At 67.6% G+C, this 18239-nt stretch carries 17 protein-coding genes; 9 read left to right on the top strand and 8 right to left on the bottom strand.

From position 1 onward, the window contains the following. Positions 1 to 14 precede the first annotated feature (14 nt). The 6 genes from gyrB to dnaA all read right to left on the bottom strand — a co-directional run bounded on the left by gyrB (position 15) and on the right by dnaA (position 9394). Entirely contained in the window at positions 15 to 2075 is a 2061-nt protein-coding gene (gyrB, locus tag ACWGDB_RS05875) for a DNA topoisomerase (ATP-hydrolyzing) subunit B (RefSeq protein ID WP_453821260.1), read from the bottom strand. A gap of 477 nt (positions 2076 to 2552) precedes the next feature. Continuing rightward, on the bottom strand, positions 2553 to 3104 hold the full coding sequence (locus ACWGDB_RS05870) for a DUF721 domain-containing protein (RefSeq protein WP_453821259.1): 552 nt from the start codon (positions 3102 to 3104) through the stop codon (positions 2553 to 2555). Beyond that, positions 3101 to 4222, bottom strand: coding sequence for a DNA replication/repair protein RecF (recF, locus tag ACWGDB_RS05865; RefSeq protein ID WP_453821258.1), 1122 nt, complete (start codon positions 4220 to 4222; stop codon positions 3101 to 3103). The genes ACWGDB_RS05870 and recF overlap by 4 nt, the downstream gene beginning before the upstream one ends. A 160-nt stretch (positions 4223 to 4382) precedes the next feature. Then, complete coding sequence (gnd, locus tag ACWGDB_RS05860) at positions 4383 to 5258, bottom strand: phosphogluconate dehydrogenase (NAD(+)-dependent, decarboxylating) (protein WP_362385980.1); 876 nt, start codon at positions 5256 to 5258, stop codon at positions 4383 to 4385. Positions 5259 to 5464: 206 nt separating this feature from the next. Beyond that, positions 5465 to 6595 carry a DNA polymerase III subunit beta gene (dnaN, locus tag ACWGDB_RS05855; protein ID WP_266824758.1) on the bottom strand — a complete coding sequence of 377 codons (1131 nt, stop codon included), beginning with the start codon at positions 6593 to 6595 and terminating at the stop codon, positions 5465 to 5467. 858 nt (positions 6596 to 7453) lie between these two features. After that, positions 7454 to 9394: a chromosomal replication initiator protein DnaA gene (gene dnaA / locus ACWGDB_RS05850; RefSeq protein ID WP_453821257.1), complete on the bottom strand. Its 1941-nt coding sequence runs from the start codon at positions 9392 to 9394 to the stop codon at positions 7454 to 7456. A gap of 384 nt (positions 9395 to 9778) precedes the next feature. On the opposite strand from dnaA, the gene rpmH reads away from it, so the two are divergent. The 9 genes from rpmH to ACWGDB_RS05805 all read left to right on the top strand — a co-directional run bounded on the left by rpmH (position 9779) and on the right by ACWGDB_RS05805 (position 16709). Beyond that, a complete protein-coding gene (gene rpmH / locus ACWGDB_RS05845) occupies positions 9779 to 9916 on the top strand; it encodes a 50S ribosomal protein L34 (protein ID WP_005482975.1) in 138 nt (45 codons plus the stop codon). A gap of 21 nt (positions 9917 to 9937) precedes the next feature. Then, positions 9938 to 10309 carry a ribonuclease P protein component gene (rnpA, locus tag ACWGDB_RS05840; RefSeq protein WP_453821256.1) on the top strand — a complete coding sequence of 124 codons (372 nt, stop codon included), beginning with the start codon at positions 9938 to 9940 and terminating at the stop codon, positions 10307 to 10309. Further along, positions 10306 to 10659, top strand: a complete 354-nt coding sequence (gene yidD / locus ACWGDB_RS05835) for a membrane protein insertion efficiency factor YidD (RefSeq protein WP_453821255.1) — start codon at positions 10306 to 10308, stop codon at positions 10657 to 10659. The genes rnpA and yidD overlap by 4 nt, the downstream gene beginning before the upstream one ends. Positions 10660 to 10662: 3 nt before the next feature. Then, complete coding sequence (gene yidC / locus ACWGDB_RS05830) at positions 10663 to 11934, top strand: membrane protein insertase YidC (RefSeq protein WP_453821254.1); 1272 nt, start codon at positions 10663 to 10665, stop codon at positions 11932 to 11934. Positions 11935 to 11949: 15 nt separating this feature from the next. Further along, the gene (locus ACWGDB_RS05825) at positions 11950 to 12462 is read left to right on the top strand and encodes a Jag family protein (RefSeq protein WP_369272170.1); all 513 of its coding nucleotides are present in this window, start codon (positions 11950 to 11952) and stop codon (positions 12460 to 12462) included. A 126-nt stretch (positions 12463 to 12588) separates the two neighbouring features. Next, positions 12589 to 13305, top strand: coding sequence for a 16S rRNA (guanine(527)-N(7))-methyltransferase RsmG (gene rsmG, locus ACWGDB_RS05820; protein WP_427843623.1), 717 nt, complete (start codon positions 12589 to 12591; stop codon positions 13303 to 13305). A 298-nt stretch (positions 13306 to 13603) separates the two neighbouring features. Further along, positions 13604 to 14677: a ParA family protein gene (locus tag ACWGDB_RS05815; RefSeq protein ID WP_453821358.1), complete on the top strand. Its 1074-nt coding sequence runs from the start codon at positions 13604 to 13606 to the stop codon at positions 14675 to 14677. After that, positions 14674 to 15771, top strand: coding sequence for a ParB/RepB/Spo0J family partition protein (locus ACWGDB_RS05810; protein WP_453821253.1), 1098 nt, complete (start codon positions 14674 to 14676; stop codon positions 15769 to 15771). The genes ACWGDB_RS05815 and ACWGDB_RS05810 overlap by 4 nt, the downstream gene beginning before the upstream one ends. A gap of 320 nt (positions 15772 to 16091) precedes the next feature. Continuing rightward, the gene (locus tag ACWGDB_RS05805; protein ID WP_406200225.1) at positions 16092 to 16709 is read left to right on the top strand and encodes a GNAT family N-acetyltransferase; all 618 of its coding nucleotides are present in this window, start codon (positions 16092 to 16094) and stop codon (positions 16707 to 16709) included. 74 nt (positions 16710 to 16783) lie between these two features. On the opposite strand, the gene trxA is transcribed toward ACWGDB_RS05805, so the two are convergent. Next, positions 16784 to 17116 carry a thioredoxin gene (trxA, locus tag ACWGDB_RS05800; protein ID WP_453821252.1) on the bottom strand — a complete coding sequence of 111 codons (333 nt, stop codon included), beginning with the start codon at positions 17114 to 17116 and terminating at the stop codon, positions 16784 to 16786. A 39-nt stretch (positions 17117 to 17155) separates the two neighbouring features. Beyond that, positions 17156 to 18124: a thioredoxin-disulfide reductase gene (trxB, locus tag ACWGDB_RS05795; RefSeq protein ID WP_453821251.1), complete on the bottom strand. Its 969-nt coding sequence runs from the start codon at positions 18122 to 18124 to the stop codon at positions 17156 to 17158. Positions 18125 to 18239 lie beyond the last annotated feature (115 nt).

Here is an 18239-nt window from a genome sequence, read left to right as displayed (position 1 = left end):
CAGCTGAGACCGACTCAGATGTCGAGGAAGCGGACGTCCTTGGCGTTGCGCTGGATGAACTGGCGGCGGGCCTCCACGTCCTCGCCCATGAGGACCGAGAACAGGTCGTCGGCCTGGGCCGCGTCGTCGAGGGTGACCTGGCCGAGGACGCGGTGCTCCTGGTCCATCGTCGTGATGCGCAGCTCTTCGGCGTTCATCTCGCCGAGACCCTTGAAGCGCTGGATCGAGTCCTCGCGGATGCGCTTGCCACGCTGACGGCCCATCTCCAGCAGCGCGTCGCGCTCACGGTCGGAGTACGCGTACTCGACCTCGTCCCGGCCCCACTTGATCTTGTAGAGCGGGGGACGGGACAGGAACACGTGCCCGGCCTCGACCAGCGGCCGCATGAAGCGGAACAGGAAGGTCAGCAGCAGGGTGTTGATGTGCTGGCCGTCGACGTCGGCGTCCGCCATCAGGATGATCTTGTGATAGCGCAGCTTCTCGATGTCGAAGTCCTCGTGGACTCCGGTACCGAAGGCCGAGATCAGCGCCTGGATCTCCTGGTTCTGCAGGATCTTGTCGATCCTGGCCTTCTCCACGTTCAGGATCTTGCCGCGGATCGGGAGGATCGCCTGGTACTCCGGGTTGCGGCCGGACTTGGCCGAGCCGCCGGCGGAGTCACCCTCGACGATGAAGATCTCGCACTTGATGGGGTCGTTCGACTGGCAGTCGGAGAGCTTGCCCGGCAGGGACGCGGTCTCCAGCAGACCCTTGCGACGCGTCAGGTCACGGGCCTTGCGGGCCGCCACGCGCGCGGTGGCCGCCTGGATGCCCTTGCGGATGATGTCCGCCGCCTCGTTCGGGTTGCGGTCCAGCCAGTCGGCGAGGTGCTCGTAGACGACCTTCTGGACGAAGGTCTTCACCTCGGTGTTGCCCAGCTTGGTCTTGGTCTGGCCCTCGAACTGCGGCTCGCTCAGCTTCACCGAGATGATCGCCGTCAGACCCTCGCGGATGTCGTCACCCGTGAGGTTGTCGTCCTTCTCGCGCAGCAGCCTCTTGTCGCGCGCGTACTTGTTGATCAGCGAGGTCAGCGCGGCACGGAAGCCCTCTTCGTGCGTACCGCCCTCGTGGGTGTGGATGATGTTGGCGAAGGAGTAGACACCCTCGGTGTAGCTGCTGTTCCACTGCATCGCGACCTCGAGGGACAGGAGCTTGTCCTTGTCCTCCGCCTCCAGGTCGATCACGGTGGGGTGCACCACGTCTCCCTTGCGGGAGTTGAGGTACTTCACGAAGTCGACGATGCCGCCCTCGTAGTGGTAGTCGACGGACCTGACTTCGGCCTTCTCGTCGGCTCCCGCCTCGTCCGCCCCGGACGTCGCCTTGGCCGACTCGCGCTCGTCGGTGAGTTTGATCCTCAAACCCTTGTTGAGGAACGCCATCTCCTGGAAACGCCGCGAGAGCGTCTCGAAGGAGTAGTCGGTGGTCTCGAAGATGTCCGGGTCGGCCCAGAAGGTGACGGAGGTGCCGTGCTCCTCGGTGGCCTCGTGCTGGGCGAGCGGGGCGGTCGGGACGCCGAGCTTGTAGTCCTGCGTCCAGCGGTAACCGTCGGTCTTGACCTCGACGGCGACCTTCATCGACAGGGCGTTCACCACGGACACGCCGACGCCGTGCAGACCACCGGAGACCGCGTAGCCGCCGCCGCCGAACTTGCCGCCCGCGTGCAGCACGGTCAGCACGACCTCGACGGCCGGCTTGCCCTCGGACGGCACGATGCCCACCGGGATGCCACGGCCGTTGTCCACGACCCGGACACCGCCGTCGGCGAGGATCGTCACGTCGATCGTGTCCGCGTGCCCGGCCAGCGCCTCGTCGACGGAGTTGTCGACGACCTCCTGCACCAGGTGGTGAAGTCCGCGCTCACCGGTCGAGCCGATGTACATACCGGGTCGCTTGCGGACCGCGTCCAGACCCTCGAGGACGGTGATGGCGCTGGCGTCGTACGAGGCGGTGACCTCGCCGTTCGACGAGGTGACCGCGCCGTTGGCGCCGGCGTCGGTGGACGGGATGTTCTCGTTGGGGTTGCCGGAATCGGCCACGAAGCGCCCTTTCTGGCACAGCACAAGGCAGGCTCGTCGGCGGGTTGCCGGAGCGGCTGCGGCATGTTGCGTTGGTAAGCCTTGATCAGCGTTGCTCAGCTTTTCCCGGACGGTCCCCACGAATGGGGCGGGATTAGCCTCCAGTCTACCGGTAGCGCCGACAGTGATGGGGGTTTGCCGGTACCTGAGTCCGCATGTGCCGCCCTGAACCCGGCTCTCCCGACTCCCGATATACGGATGGGGGCTCCGAGCGGCTCACAGAGCCACTCAGCGCTTCCGGCCGTCAACCCTTTGCTACTTAGGAGTCAGGTCGCGATTCGCAACCGCGTGCGGTTGCACGAGGAGGAGGTCGGCGGCGGTGGTCAGCGACCGTTGATGACTGTTGATGTGATGTCGGTCACCTGTGGCCGACGGGGCTGTGGAGACTGCTGTGACGGCCGTTCGGAAGCCCGTTCACGCCTGGCCGCGCCGGTCCGATCACCCGTAGGTGTCGCCGGGCCCCGTGCTGCCAGGAGCGCGCAGCGGGCCGTAGCGGCGGGCCGGGCCGTTGGGACCCTGCACCTTGATCTGCCGCACCGCGCCATGCCCGAGGTCCTCGTTGAGACGGGCGACCAGCGTCGGCGCGAGCAGCCGCAGGTTCGTCGCCCAGGCCGTCGAGTCGCAGCGCACGATCAGGGTCCGCTCGTCCTCGTCGTACTTCTCCGGCACGCAGTGCTTGGCGACGTCCTCGCCGACGATCTGCGGCCAGCGGCCCATCACACCGCCCACCGCGGCCGGGGCCTCCCAGCCCCGCTCGGTGATCAAGCGGTTAATGGCGGAGCCGAGCGCCATGGGGTCGCGGCCGTCCGCCCGCGCGCCGGAGCGCAGGCCGCCGCGCCGAGCTTGCTTCTTCTGCTGCGCCGCGTCGCCGCGTGCGCGTGCCTGCTCCTTGGCCGCCCTGAGCGCCACGCGCGCGAGGTCGATACCCGAGGGTTCGGGGGTCTTCCGGGGAGAGCCCTCGTTGTCGTTGGCGGACTGGTTCTCGCTCATACGCGCTCCACCGTCCCCTCGGACACCGTGTATCGCGTCCCCGTCAGGACGTGCGGTACGTCGTCGTCGACCGCGGCGGTCACCAGGACCTGCTCGCCGGGCGCGACCAGCTCGGCCAGGCGCTCACGGCGCCGAGTGTCCAGCTCCGCGAAGACGTCGTCCAGGACCAGCACCGGTTCGTTGCCCTCGGCCCGCAGCAGGTCGTACGAGGCCAGGCGCAGCGCCAGCGCATACGACCAGGACTCGCCGTGCGAGGCGTATCCCTTGGCGGGCAGCTGACCGAGTTTGAGAAGCAAATCGTCCCGATGAGGGCCTACGAGGGTGACGCCGCGCTCGATCTCCTGCTTGCGTGCCTCTTCGAGCGCCGCCATCAGCTGCTCGTAGAGGTCGTCGCGGGTATGCGCCTCGCCGGGAGCCGACGGCTTGTAGTCCAGCGCGATGGGGCCCCCGCCGGGGGCCAGTTGCTCGTACGCCTTGTCGGCCAGCGGCTGGATCGTCGCGATCAGGTCCAGGCGCTGGGCGAGCAACTCGGCGCCCGTGCGGGCGAGATGCTGGTCCCAGACGTCGAGGGTGGACAGGTCCATGGAACGGCCGCCGTGCCGACGGGCCAGCGCGGCCGACTTCAGGAGCGTGTTGCGCTGCTTGAGGACCCGCTCGTAGTCGGAGCGGACGCCGGCCATGCGCGGGGAACGGGCGGTGATCAGCTCGTCGAGGAAGCGGCGCCGCTCGCCGGGATCGCCCTTGACCAGGGCGAGGTCCTCCGGGGCGAACAGGACGGTCCGTACGATGCCGAGCACGTCACGGGGTCTGACCTGCGAGGACCTGTTGATGCGGGCCCGGTTGGCCTTGCCGGGGTTCAGCTCCAGCTCGACCAGCTGCTGCCGCTCGCCCTGCCGCACCTGCGCCCGGATGACCGCCCGGTCGGCTCCCATGCGGACGAGGGGTGCATCGGAGGAGACCCGATGACTGCCGAGGGTGGCGAGATAGCCGACGGCCTCGACGAGGTTGGTCTTGCCCTGGCCGTTGGGTCCGACGAAGGCGGTGACGCCCGGGTCGAGCGGGACTTCGACCCGGGCGTACGAGCGGAAGTCGGCCAGCGACAGATGCGTGACGTGCATGGTCGTTCGCCGACCTCCCCCAACATGTGGTTCGACTGTCCCCAGTTGTGGACAACCGGGTCACTCCTGAGGGTGCCAGGGTGCCATCCCCAGGGTGTGGATTACTTTCTCCGGTCTCCGACGGGCACTTCCGCCCCGGCGGTCACTTGTGCTCCACCGGTCACTTCTTCTCGACCGCGTGGCCGCCGAACTGGTTCCGCAGCGCCGCGATCATCTTCATCTGCGGGGAGTCGTCCTGGCGGGACGCGAACCGCGCGAACAGCGACGCGGTGATCGCCGGCAGCGGCACCGCGTGGTCGATGGCTGCTTCCACAGTCCAGCGTCCCTCGCCGGAGTCCTGTGCATAACCCCTGAGCTTGTCCAGGTGCTCGTCCTCGTCGAGGGCGTTCACCGCGAGGTCCAGCAGCCAGGAACGGATCACCGTGCCCTCCTGCCAGGAGCGGAAGATCTCCCGGACGTCGGTCACGGAGTCGACCTTCTCCAGCAGCTCCCAGCCCTCGGCGTAAGCCTGCATCATCGCGTACTCGATCCCGTTGTGGACCATCTTCGCGAAGTGCCCCGCGCCGACCTTGCCGGCGTGTACAGCGCCGCGGTCGCCCTCCGGCTTGAGGGCGTCGAATATGGGCTGCACCTTGGCGACGTTCTCCGCGTCGCCGCCGTACATCAGCGCGTAGCCGTTCTGCAGGCCCCAGACGCCGCCGGAGACGCCGCAGTCGACGAACCCGATGCCCTTGGCCGCCAGCTCCTCGGCGTGCCGCTCGTCGTCCGTCCAGCGGGAGTTCCCGCCGTCCACCACGACGTCACCGGGCTCCAGCAGCTCGGCGAGCTCGTCGATCGTCGACTGGGTCGGGGCGCCTGCCGGGACCATCACCCAGATCACGCGCGGCCCGGGGAGCTTGCCCACAAGCTCTTCCAGGCTGTGGGCATCCGCGAGGTCCGGGTTGCGGTCGTATCCGACGACGGTGTGGCCTGCGCGGCGGATCCGCTCGCGCATGTTGCCGCCCATCTTGCCGAGGCCGACGAGACCGAGCTCCATCAGTTGTTCCTTAGGTTGCTGTGGCGTGTGGGGCACCTTCGTACCCGCGTACGAGCCTAAACCCGGACGCACGCGCACATCCGTGGGCATAGGCGCTCATACGTACGCCCTCACCTGCGGGTTCGCCCGACAGCTCGTCCCCAGGCCGGTGATCCACCGGTACTGGGGACGCTGTGGACAACCGCGGCGCCGACCTCGGCAGCCGCTCAGCCGCTCAGCCGCACCGGCATGATCAGGTACTTGTAGGCCTCGTCCGCCTCGGCGTCCAGCGCCGGCTTGCCGCTGAGCAGCGCGGGCTTGGTGGACGTCGTGAACGACAGCTGGGCGACCGGGGAGTCAATGGCGCTCAGGCCGTCCAGCAGGAAGGTCGGGTTGAAGGCGATCGACACGTCGTCGCCCTCCAGCTGGGCGTCGACCCTTTCCACAGCCTGTGCGTCGTCGCTGGAGCCGGCCTCCAGGATGAGCACGCCCTGCTCGAAGCTGAGCCGCACCGGGGTGTTGCGCTCGGCGACCAGGGCCACGCGCTTGACGGCCTCCACGAAGGGGGCGGTCTCGATCACGGCGATGCTGTTGAACTCCGTGGGGAACAGCGAGCGGTACTTGGGGAGGTCTCCCTCCAGGAGACGGGTCGTCGTCCGACGGCCGGCGCCCTCGAAACCGATCAGGCCCTCGCCGGCACCCGAGCCGGACAGCGCCAGGGTGACACTGTCGCCGCTCGTGAGCGCCTTGGCGGTGTCCAGGAGCGTCTTCGCGGGCACGAGGGCGACCGCGGACGCCTCCGGGTTCTCCGGCTTCCACAGGAACTCGCGGACGGCGAAGCGGTAGCGGTCGGTGGAGGCCAGCGTGACGGTGTCGCCCTCGATCTCGATGCGCACACCGGTGAGGACGGGCAGCGTGTCGTCGCGGCCGGCGGCGATGGCCACCTGGGCGGCGGCGGAGGCGAAGACCTCACCGGGGACGGTGCCGGTCGCCGTCGGCATCTGCGGCAGCGCCGGGTACTCCTCCACAGGCAGGGTGTGGAGTGTGAACCGCGAGGAGCCGCAGACCACGGTCGCCCGTACACCGTCTGTGGAAATCTCCACGGGTCGGTTGGGCAGAGCGCGGCAGATGTCGGCCAGCAGGCGGCCGGAGACCAGGACCGTGCCCTCCTCCTCGACCTCGGCCTCGACGCTCACCCGCGCGGAGACCTCGTAGTCGAAGCTGGACAGGCTCAGCTGGCCGTCCTCGGCCTTGAGGAGGAGGCCGGCGAGGACAGGCGCCGGCGGACGGGCCGGGAGGCTGCGTGCCGCCCAGGCCACTGCCTCCGCGAGTACGTCGCGTTCCACCCGGATCTTCACTGTTGCCGCCTCCTGCTGTTGCCGGCGCTTCTCGGCCTGCCTGGCTTCGTCGTCTGTCTCGGTGTCGTCGGCCCCAGTGAGGGGAAGGACACCGGGAACAGTCTGACGCACCCCACTGACAGTAGGTGCCTCTCGGGGTCAAGTCGTGACGAGGGGCAGCCGGGAGCCGGACAGCGAGTTGTGCACAGGGCCCTCTTCGAAACGGATTCCCAGCTCTCTCTAGTTGGGAGTAGTAGTAGGGCCTGTGGAAACCGTGGATAACCGCGTTTGCCCAGCTCAGAGCCAAGATTTTGTCCACGGGTCCTGTGGGCGACGCCAGTGGACAACTGGGTGTTTCTGTGGAGAACGGAAAGTTCTGCACACCCCATGCACAGCCTGAGGCGACTTCTCCCCAGCGCCGTCCCCAGCTTTACCCACCTTTCCCACAGGCCAACCCGGCAACTTCGTGTGACGCCTTTCACTCGAGCCGGTGAGAAGGCGCGTCGCGTTGCCGAACAGTGGACAGTGATGTGGAGAAGCTGGGGATCACTGGGGACAACTGGCTCCAGCCTGTGGGTTGCCGGTGGACAACTTGATGCACAGCCTGTGGATCGTCTCGCTGTCCACAGTCTGTGGAGATCGTTCGTCCACGAATCCACAGGCAGTTGACCTGGCCTGATGGTCTTTCAACAGAGGCCTCTGTGGACACAGTCTGGACAACTTCCCAGTCCCCAGGATGTGGACGGCAGAAAGTCGCCGAATCTGTGGAGAGTGGCCGTAACGCGGCAAGTATTCGAACAGCCGACAACCGCGACATGACGAAGGGCGCCCCCGGTGTCTTCCACCGGGGGCGCCCTTGCGTGCGTATCGCTGGGTCGGTCAGCCGTTCTTGATGCGGTTCGTGAGCTCGGTGACCTGGTTGTAGATGGCGCGACGCTCGGCCATCAGATTGCGGATCTTGCGGTCGGCGTGCATCACCGTGGTGTGGTCGCGGCCGCCGAACAGCGCGCCGATCTTCGGCAGCGACAGGTCCGTCAGCTCACGGCACAGGTACATGGCGATCTGCCGGGCCGTGACCAGCTGGCGGCCGCGGGAGCTGCCGCACAGGTCCTCGACGGTGAGACCGAAGTAGTCGGCCGTGGCGCTCATGATGGCCGTCGACGTGATCTCCGGCGTCGCGCCGTCGCCGCCGGGGATCAGGTCCTTGAGGACGATCTCCGTCAGTCCCAGGTCGACCGGCTGCTTGTTGAGCGAGGCGAACGCCGTCACCCGGATCAGCGCTCCCTCCAGCTCGCGGATGTTGCGCGAGATGCGGGAGGCGATGAACTCCAGGACCTCCGGCGGGGCGTTGAGCTGCTCCTGGACCGCCTTCTTGCGCAGGATCGCGATGCGCGTCTCCAGCTCGGGCGGCTGGACGTCGGTGATCAGGCCCCACTCGAAACGGTTCCGCAGTCGGTCCTCCAGGGTGACCAGCTGCTTGGGCGGCCGGTCGCTGGAGAGCACGATCTGCTTGTTGGCGTTGTGGAGGGTGTTGAAGGTGTGGAAGAACTCCTCCTGCGTCGACTCCTTGTCCGCGAGGAACTGGATGTCGTCGACGAGCAGGATGTCCATCTCGCGGTAGCGCTTGCGGAAGCTGTCGCCCTTGCCGTCGCGGATGGAGTTGATGAACTCGTTGGTGAACTCCTCCGAGCTGACGTATCGCACGCGCGTGCCGGCGTACAGGCTCCGCGCGTAGTGCCCGATCGCGTGCAGCAGGTGCGTCTTGCCGAGCCCCGACTCCCCGTAGATGAAGAGGGGGTTGTACGCCTTCGCGGGCGCCTCGGCGACGGCGACCGCGGCCGCGTGCGCGAAGCGGTTGGAGGCGCCGATGACGAACGTGTCGAAGAGGTACTTCGGGTTCAGGCGCGCGGTCGGCTCACCGGGCCCGGGCGCCGGCGCGGGCTGCGCGGCCAGCGGGCCGGGGGCGCCGGTGGTCGGCAGGTTCGAGCCGACGGGGCCGCCGCGGTGCACATGGCCGGAGCCGGAGGGCGGCTCGGGCCGGTCGCGGCGGGAGTCGAGGCCACGGCGGGCGTCCAGGTCACGCCGGGCGTCGCGGTCGTAGTCGGCGCGCGGTTGGTCGTAGTCCGGCCGCTGCTGCTCGTAGTCGGGGCGGTGCTGTTCGTATTCGGGGCGGTGCCCGTCGTACGACGACCGCTCCATCGGCTGCGGGCGGTAGTCCTGGGCGGGCGGACCGTAGGAGTCCTGTTGGTACGAGTCCTGGCCGTAGGAGTCCTGCGACGGCGACGCGTACGGGTCCCGCTCCGGGAAGCCGAGCCGCTGCTGCTGCCAGCCGTAATCGTCCTGGCTCGGGCGCGGCCAACTGCCGGGGCCGGGTTCGGGGCGCTGGTACTCGCTCGGGTAGGCCGGGCGGGCGGTGGGCAGCTGGTCGCCGGATCGCTGGTCATCGGCGCGGTGGCGGCCGTAGCCCTCGTACGAGGGGAGTTCGGGCTCCTCGTAGCGCGACTGGGGTTGGGCGGGGGGCGCCGGCGGGGCCGGGGGCTCGCCGGCGGAGTCGTCGACGGTGATCGCGATGCGGATCGGACGGCCGCACTCGCGGCTCAGGGTCTCGCTGACGATGGGGGCCAGGCGGCCCTCCAGTACGCCCTTCGCAAATTCGTTCGGCACGGCGAGCAAGGCGGTGTCGGCGACCAGCGCGAGCGGCTGGCAGCGCCGGATCCAGTGCTCGTCCTTCACCTCGACACCCTGGCCGCGACCCTCACCGAGGAGTTGCTCGAGTACTCGTGGCCACACTGCGGCAAGATCGGCAGGTACGTCAGCCACAGGGCACGCTCTCTCACGGGTCCCACGAACGTGTGATTGTGGGACGGGTCGGGATTCAAACCGGGCGGAGCCCGAATCAAGGAGACAAGGGAACGAATCGGAGTCCAGTCACGGTAGTCAGGGCGGTGGGTGCGGTTCAAGTTGTTGTCCCCAGGCTGTGGATAGTGTCTCCTAGTGACCTCTGGTTTGACCGGATGGCGTAGCCGCGCGTACCGTAACCAGGTCGAGTTGTCGATGGCTGCTGCCGCCTGCCTCCGATGGGCACAGATCGCGTCAGGTGATCGGGAAGCGGTGCACTCGGGCGTAACTGCGAGCTACTCGTGGGCGCACGGTGACAGCCAGGACGGCACCCCGCCACTACCGATTGATTTCTGGAGCCCCCGAGTGAGCAAGCGCACCTTCCAGCCGAACAACCGTCGTCGCGCAAAGACCCACGGCTTCCGCCTGCGGATGCGCACCCGTGCCGGCCGCGCGATTCTGGCGAACCGCCGCAGCAAGGGTCGCGCCAGCCTGTCCGCCTGATTCTGATCAGGTCATGACGTCGTGCTGCCTACCGAGCATCGGCTGAGGCGGCGCGAGGACTTCGCGACCGCGGTACGGCGAGGACGCCGGGCTGGACGCCCGACTCTCGTCGTCCACTTTCGTAGCGGTGCCACGGACCCGCACGCGCCTGGGGAGAGCGCTCCCCCGACGCGTGCGGGTTTCGTCGTGAGCAAGGCAGTGGGTGGCGCGGTCGTGCGGAACAAGGTGAAGCGCAGGCTTCGCCATCTGATGCGCGACCGAGTCGACCAGCTGCCCCCCGGTAGCCTGGTAGTCGTACGAGCGCTGCCCGGTGCGGGTGACGCCGACCATGCACAGCTGGCCCAAGACCTGGACGCCGCTCTGCTGCGGCTGCTGGGAGGGGGCGCGCGATGAAGTACCCACTGCTGGCTCTGATCAAGCTGTACCAGTGGACGATCAGTCCACTGCTCGGGCCGGTGTGCAAGTACTACCCCTCGTGCTCTCACTACGGCTACACCGCCATAGACCGGCACGGTGCGATCAAGGGCACGGCGCTCACCGCCTGGCGCATTCTGCGGTGCAATCCGTGGTCGCTGGGTGGTGTGGACCATGTCCCGCCACGCAAGCGCCCGCGGTGGCACGAGTTGCTGCGCAACGCTTGGCGCGCACGCAAGGGCGGGCCCTCCGCCGCCGAAACGGCCATCGAGGAGAAGGTTCCTTCGAGCCCGGCCGCAGAGACCTCGCCCCATGCCCAAGGAGCATGATTAGTGGACACGATTGCCAGCTTCTTCAGCTTCATCACGACACCCGTTTCCTGGGTCATCGTCCAGTTCCACTCGGTGTACGGCGCCATCTTCGGCCCTGACACCGGGTGGGCCTGGGGGCTGTCCATCGTGTCCCTGGTGATTCTGATCCGTATCTGCCTGATCCCGCTCTTCGTGAAGCAGATCAAGGCGACCCGGGCCATGCAGACGCTGCAGCCCGAGATGAAGAAGATCCAAGAGCGCTACAAGAACGACAAACAGCGCCAGTCCGAAGAGATGATGAAGCTGTACAAGGAGACGGGTACCAACCCGCTCTCCTCGTGCCTTCCCATCCTGGCGCAGTCGCCGTTCTTCTTCGCCCTGTACCACGTGCTCAACAGCATCGCGAACAACGACACCGTCGGTGTCATCAACGAGAGCCTGTTGCAGAGCGCGCAGAAGGCACACATCTTCGGTGCTCCGCTGGCCGCGAAGTTCACCGACAGCTCCGCCGATGTCGCCGCGCTCGATGCGTCGCTGGTCACCGTCCGCATCGTCACCGCGGTCATGATCGTCCTGATGTCGGCGTCGCAGTTCTACACGCAGCGCCAGCTGATGACGAAGAACGTCGACACCACGGTGAAGACGCCGTTCATGCAGCAGCAGAAGATGCTGATGTACATCTTCCCGGTGATGTTCGCCGTCTTCGGCATCAACTTCCCGGTCGGTGTCCTCGTCTACTGGCTGACCACCAACGTGTGGACCATGGGCCAGCAGATGTACGTCATCCGCAACAACCCGACCCCGGGGTCCAAGGCGCAGGCCGCGTACCTGGAGCGTCTGACCAAGCACGTCACGAGCCACGGCAAGACCCGTGGTCGCGGTGAGCGCGCCATCGTCAAGGCCATCGTCGCCAAGGGACGCGACCGCAACGAGTACGAGCGCAAGTTCATCAACGGCCTGAGCAAGGCGGGTCTCGCGGCGCAGGCCGACGGCAACGTGCTGAAGGGCGAGGGCGCTGTCGCCACAGTGGCCGAGGACGGTACGCCGACCACCGGTGCTGCCGCCAAGCGGCAGCAGCCGAAGCGGCAGAGCAAGTCCCAGCGTCAGCACGGCGGTCCCAAGCAGGCCGGCGAGCCGACGACGTCCCTGGAGAAGTCCGACGAGCCCGAGGACGAGAAGCCCGGTGCTGCCAAGAAGACCGCGCAGAAGTCCGGCGGTGGCAGCCGCAGCAAGGCCCAGTCCGGGCAGCGCAAGGGCGGTCCGCAGCGCCCCAAGTCCCCGACCAAGAAGTAAGAAGGAGCCCATCCCGTGACGGAAGGCACCACCTCCGCCGCTGCCGAGGGTGCAGACACCCTGTCCCGCCTGGAGCAGGAGGGCGAGATCGCGGCGGACTACCTCGAGGGTCTGCTTGACATCGCCGATCTCGACGGCGACATCGACATGGACGTCGAGGCCGACCGCGCCGCTGTCTCGATCATCAGCGACGCGGGCGGCCGAGACCTGCAGAAGCTGGTTGGGCGTGACGGCGAGGTGCTGGAGGCACTGCAGGAGCTCACGCGCCTGGCCGTCCACCGGGAGACCGGAGACCGTAGCCGACTGATGCTGGACATCGGGGGCTACCGGGCCAAGAAGCGTGCCGAGCTCTCCGAGCTGGGTGCCAAGGCAGCCGCCGAGGTCAGGAGCACGGGCGAGCCCGTGAAGCTGAAGCCGATGTCGCCGTTCGAGCGCAAGGTCGTGCACGACGCGGTCAAGTCGGCGGGCCTGCGCAGCGAGTCCGAGGGCGAGGAACCGCAGCGGTTCGTCGTTGTGCTTCCCGCCTGATCGGTCCTCTACGTTCCCCCGGCCCCGTCTGCGCGCAGGCGGGGCCGAACTTTGTCAGCCTGAATAGTTCTGGTGGTTCTGGTGCCGGCGCTCGCTGCGTCGGCGCGAACGGAAGGACGGTCCCCCGTGACGGAGGCAGCGGAGCTTCCCCCTGTTCCCGAGCAGGCACGTGAGGTGTTCGGCGATCGCTACGCTGATGCGGTCCGCTACGCCGAACTGCTCGCCGAGGCGGGTGTGCAGCGCGGGTTGATCGGCCCGAGAGAGGTGCCCCGCCTGTGGGAGCGGCACCTGCTGAACTGCGCGGTGCTCTCCGAGGTCGTCCCGGAGGGCGTGATGGTGTGCGACGTCGGCTCGGGCGCGGGCCTGCCCGGTATCCCCCTGGCGCTGGTCAGGGAGGACCTGAAGATCACGCTGCTGGAACCCCTCCTGCGCCGGACGAACTTCCTGACAGAGGTCGTGGAGCTGCTGGGACTCGACCATGTGACGGTCGTCCGCGGCCGTGCCGAGGAGGTCATGGGGAAGCTGCCGCCGGTGCATGTCGTGACCGCGCGTGCGGTGGCACCGCTGGACCGGCTGGCCACCTGGGGCATTCCGCTGCTGCGGCCATACGGCGAGATGCTTGCCCTCAAGGGCGACACCGCCGAGGAGGAGCTGAAGAGCGCTGCGACCGCCCTGAGCAAGCTCGGCGCCGTGGAGACGTCGATCCTGCATGTCGGTGAGGGCGTCGTGGATCCCATGTCGACGGTCGTCCGGGTGGAGGTCGGGGAGAGCCCGGGCGGTGTGCGCTTCGCTGCCAAGCGAGCGAAGGCAGCCAGGACGGGACGCGCTCGCCGACGACGCTGATCCGTCCTGACGACGAGACGTACTCCACACAAGCTGGCAAACCTACCCATGCCGGAGTGTCGCGACAGTTAGGCCTCGGCTGCTGTGCATCGTGTTTCACGTGAAACGTCGCTCACTGCTTCACGGCATCATCAGCCGCGGCCGCGCTGCGGCCGAACCTCGAGACAGACAACCCCTCGGTTCTCTCGGAGAAGGTGCTTCCGATGACGCTCCGTCCCCCTTGCGGGGCACGGAGTTGTCCACAGAGGTGGATTTCTCCACAGAACACCAGGCCTCACTGGTTCACGACCCCGAAGACATGGGAGGCTCTGTTCATTGCGAGCCTGAAGTCGAGGAGAGTGAGTCCGTGCGGTCCGACGCCAACATCGCGGGACCGATGACCGATCCGGTCCCCGGTCCCCGTACCGAGTCGATGGGGGACGATGTTTCACGTGAAACACCGCCCCCGATGGACGACACTCCCATCGGTCGTGCTGCCCAACTGGCGGTGGAGGCTCTAGGCCGCGCCGGCGAGGGCCTTCCACGGCCCGAGCAGACCCGCGTCATGGTGGTCGCCAACCAGAAGGGGGGCGTGGGCAAGACGACGACGACCGTCAATCTTGCCGCATCGCTGGCTCTGCATGGTGGCCGTGTGCTGGTCATCGATCTCGACCCGCAGGGCAATGCGTCCACGGCCCTGGGGATCGACCATCACGCAGAAGTTCCCTCGATCTATGACGTGTTGGTCGAGAGCAAGCCTCTGTCGGAGGTCGTCCAGGCGGTCCCTGATGTCGAGGGTCTTTTCTGTGCCCCGGCCACGATCGATCTCGCCGGTGCGGAGATCGAGCTGGTGTCCCTGGTGGCACGCGAGAGCCGACTGCAGCGGGCGATCCAGGCCTACGAGCAGCCACTGGACTACATCCTCATCGACTGCCCACCCTCGCTCGGCCTGCTGACGGTCAACGCGCTGGTGGCCGGGCAGGAGGTCCTGATCCCGATCCAGTGCGAGTACTACGCCCTGGAGGGCCTCGGCCAACTGTTGCGCAACGTCGACCTGGTGCGGGGGCACCTCAACCCCGCTCTGCATGTCTCGACGATCCTGCTCACCATGTACGACGGCCGGACGCGGCTCGCGTCCCAGGTCGCGGACGAGGTGCGCAGCCACTTCGGCGACGAGGTGCTGCGGACGAGCATTCCCCGCTCGGTCCGTATCTCCGAGGCGCCGAGCTACGGGCAGACCGTGCTGACCTACGATCCAGGATCGAGCGGTGCCTTGTCTTATCTTGAGGCGGCACGAGAAATTGCGCTGAGGGGTGTCGGCGTCAGTTACGACCCGACGAACGCCCACTTCGGCGCCCAGAACAACCCGAGCATGGTGGAGGGGATCCAGTGAGCGAGCGACGGAGAGGGTTGGGTCGTGGTCTTGGCGCACTGATCCCTGCTGCACCGACGGAGAAGACGGTGCCCCCGGCTGCGATGGGGGGCTCTGGGGCCACGTCCCCGGCTGCTGTCCCGGTGATGAGTGACCGTGGCGTGGCTGCGGCCAAGGTGGCCACGCTGCCGCCTGTTTCACATGAAACCGAGGAGCCTTCGCTCAACGGTGCCGTGGAGACGCCCGCATCTCCCATGGGTGCCCACTTCGCGGAGATCCCCCTCGACGAGATCACGCCGAACCCGCGGCAGCCTCGTGAGGTCTTCGACGAGGACGCTCTGCAGGAGCTCGTCACCTCCATCCAGGAGGTCGGCCTCCTCCAGCCGATCGTCGTACGGCAGATCGGCCTCGCACGGTACGAGCTCATCATGGGTGAGCGTCGCTGGCGGGCCTGCCGTGAGGCCGGCCTCGAGGCGATCCCGGCGATTGTGCGGGCGACGGACGACGAGAAGCTTCTCCTGGATGCCCTCCTGGAGAACCTGCACCGTGCTCAGCTGAACCCGATCGAAGAGGCGGCTGCCTACGATCAGCTGCTGAAGGACTTCAACTGCACGCACGACCAGCTGGCGGACCGCATCGGCCGTTCTCGCCCGCAGGTGTCCAACACCCTGCGTCTGCTGAAGCTCACGCCCAAGGTCCAGAACCGAGTGGCCGCCGGTGTGCTCTCCGCCGGCCATGCGCGGGCGCTTCTCTCCGTGGATGACCCTGAGGAGCAGGAGCGGCTCGCCTACCGGGTGGTCGCCGAAGGGCTCTCGGTCCGGTCCGTCGAAGAGATCGTGACCCTGATGGGCTCCCGCCCGCAGAAGGCTCAGCGCTCCAGGGGGCCGCGGGCCGGCTCCGTGCCCTCCCCGGCGCTGTCCGACCTCGCGACCCGGCTCTCGGACCGCTTCGAGACTCGGGTGAAGGTCGAACTGGGCCAGAAGAAGGGCAAGATCACCGTCGAGTTCGCCTCCCCGGAAGACCTTGAGCGGATCCTCAGCACGTTCGCTCCGGGCGAGAAGCTCGCTCTTCAGAAGAGCCTTCTGGAGGGCGACGCGGAGGAGGACGAGGCCTGAGGCCAGGCCGGCCGGGCTTCCTTCCCAGTCTGTCCATGCGGGCCGTGTCCGGTGTGTACCGGAACACGGCCCGCACTTTGCTTTCTGGCGGTATCGATGGAATCGCATCGTGGATACGATGCGTTCGGGTATGGCGCATCCACCTGGCAGACCTCTAAGGGGAGGGCGGGGTCCATGCGAATGGTGAGCCGCACCGGATTGGTGAGCGCGGGTCTTGGGCTGGGCGCGGTCGGCGGATTCGTCGGCAGCCTGCTCAGGGAACGGAGCGCCCTGACAGCCGCTCGCGATGCCGCGGGCGAAGGAAGCGAGGAACAGCCTTCATGGGGCGACGGCTCGTACCGCTCACGCTGGACAACCTTCCGGACCTTCCCAAGCGCTGCCGCGCGTGTGTCTTCTGGGAGTTGGACCCGGTCAGCGGTGAAGCCGCAGTAAGAGCCGGCACTCCCGCCCTGGAGAAGGAAGCCTGGATCTCCGCCGTCCTGCTGGACTGGGGCTCCTGCGGACGGGTCGTCTACGTCGATGACGTGCCAGTGGGCTTCGTGCTCTATGCGCCCCCGGCTTACGTGCCGCGCTCGACGGCGTTCCCCACGAGTCCGGTGTCGCCGGATGCCGTGCAACTGATGACGGCGTTCATCATGCCCGGGTACCAGGGACAGGGACTGGGCCGGGTGATGGTCCAGACGGTCGCCAAGGATCTGCTGCGGCGGGGCTTCAAGGCCATCGAGGCCTTCGGCGACGCGCGTTGGAAAGAGCCAGCGTGTGTGCTGCCCGCAGATCATCTCCTGGCCGTGGGCTTCAAGACCGTTCGCCCTCACCCGACGTCTCCGCGCCTGCGGCTGGAACTGCGCACGACGCTGTCCTGGAAGGAAGACGTGGAGATGGCGATCGACCGGCTGCTGGGGGCTGTGCAGAAGGAGCCCGTGCTGCGGCCTCTCTGACCGGTGGTCCGGGCCCCTCTAAAGCGAATGGGCCAACCCTCTCGGGTTGGCCCATTCGTGTTTCACGTGAAACATCACTCGGCGATGAAGTCCCCGAGGTCGCGGAGGATCGCCGCCTTCGGCTTCGCGCCGACGATGGTCTTGGCGACCTCGCCGTTGTGGTAGACGTTCAGCGTCGGGATGGACATGACGCCGTACTTGGCGGCCGTACCCGGGTTCTCGTCGATGTTGAGCTTGACGATCTCGATCTTGTCGCCGTGCTCGGCGGCGATCGCCTCGAGGGAGGGCGCGATCTGGCGGCACGGACCGCACCAGGCGGCCCAGAAGTCCACCAGTACGGGCTTGTCGCTCTTGAGGACGTCCTGCTCGAAGGAGTCGTCGGTAACGTTCTTCAGGGTGCCGGCCACGGCGGGCTCCTTAACTGTGGTGCGTGGGGTGGGTGGGGGTCAGACAGCGGTCTTCTCGGGCTCGGCCTGCTCCTCGTCCGCGAGGGCGGCGAGGAAGCGCTCGGCGTCCAGGGCGGCGGAACAGCCGGTACCGGCCGCGGTGATCGCCTGACGGTAGGTGTGGTCGACCACGTCACCGGCGCCGAAGACACCGGTCAGGTTGGTCCGGGTGGAGGGGGCTTCGACCTTGAGGTAGCCCTCCTCGTCCAGCTCCAGCTGGCCCTTGAACAGCTCGGTGCGCGGGTCATGGCCGATGGCGATGAACAGGCCGGTGACCGCCAGGTTCGAGAGCTCGCCGGTCTTGAGGTTGCGCAGCTTCAGGCCGGACAGCTTCTGCTCGCCCTGGACCTCGGCCACCTCGCTGTCCCAGACGAACTTGATCTTCGGGTCGGCGAAGGCGCGGTCCTGCATCGCCTTCGAGGCGCGCAGGGTGTCGCGACGGTGGACGATCGTCACCGACTTGGCGAAGCGGGAGAGGAAGGTGGCTTCCTCCATCGCGGTGTCGCCGCCGCCGATCACGGCGATGTCCTGGTCCTTGAAGAAGAAGCCGTCGCACGTCGCGCACCAGGAGACGCCGCGGCCGGAGAGGGCGTCCTCGTTCGGCAGACCGAGCTTGCGGTGCTGCGAGCCGGTGGTGACGATGACTGCCTTCGCCCGGTGGACGGTGCCCGCGGTGTCGGTGACGGTCTTGATCTCGCCGCTGAGGTCGACGTTGACGATGTCGTCCGGGATGAGCTCGGCGCCGAAGCGCTCTGCCTGGCCGCGCATGTTGTCCATGAGCTCGGGGCCCATGATGCCGTCCTGGAAGCCCGGGAAGTTCTCGACCTCGGTCGTGTTCATGAGCGCACCGCCTGCAGTGACGGCTCCCTCGAACACGAGCGGCTTCAGCGACGCGCGCGCGGTGTAGAGCGCCGCCGTGTAACCGGCGGGCCCGGAGCCGATGATGATCACGTTACGGACATCGCTCACGGCTTGATTCCTCGTCTCTGGACTGCGTCGAAGGGCCGGGGGAGCCCCTTTCAGGACTCTCACCCCACCCAACGGATCCTAAGGGGCGCGCATTCCCGCTGTGTCCGGGCACACG

Source organism: Streptomyces sp. NPDC055013, assembly GCF_053608645.1.
The sequence above is the reverse complement of the archived record's forward strand: the minus strand, read 5'-3'. Positions and strand labels throughout refer to the sequence as shown.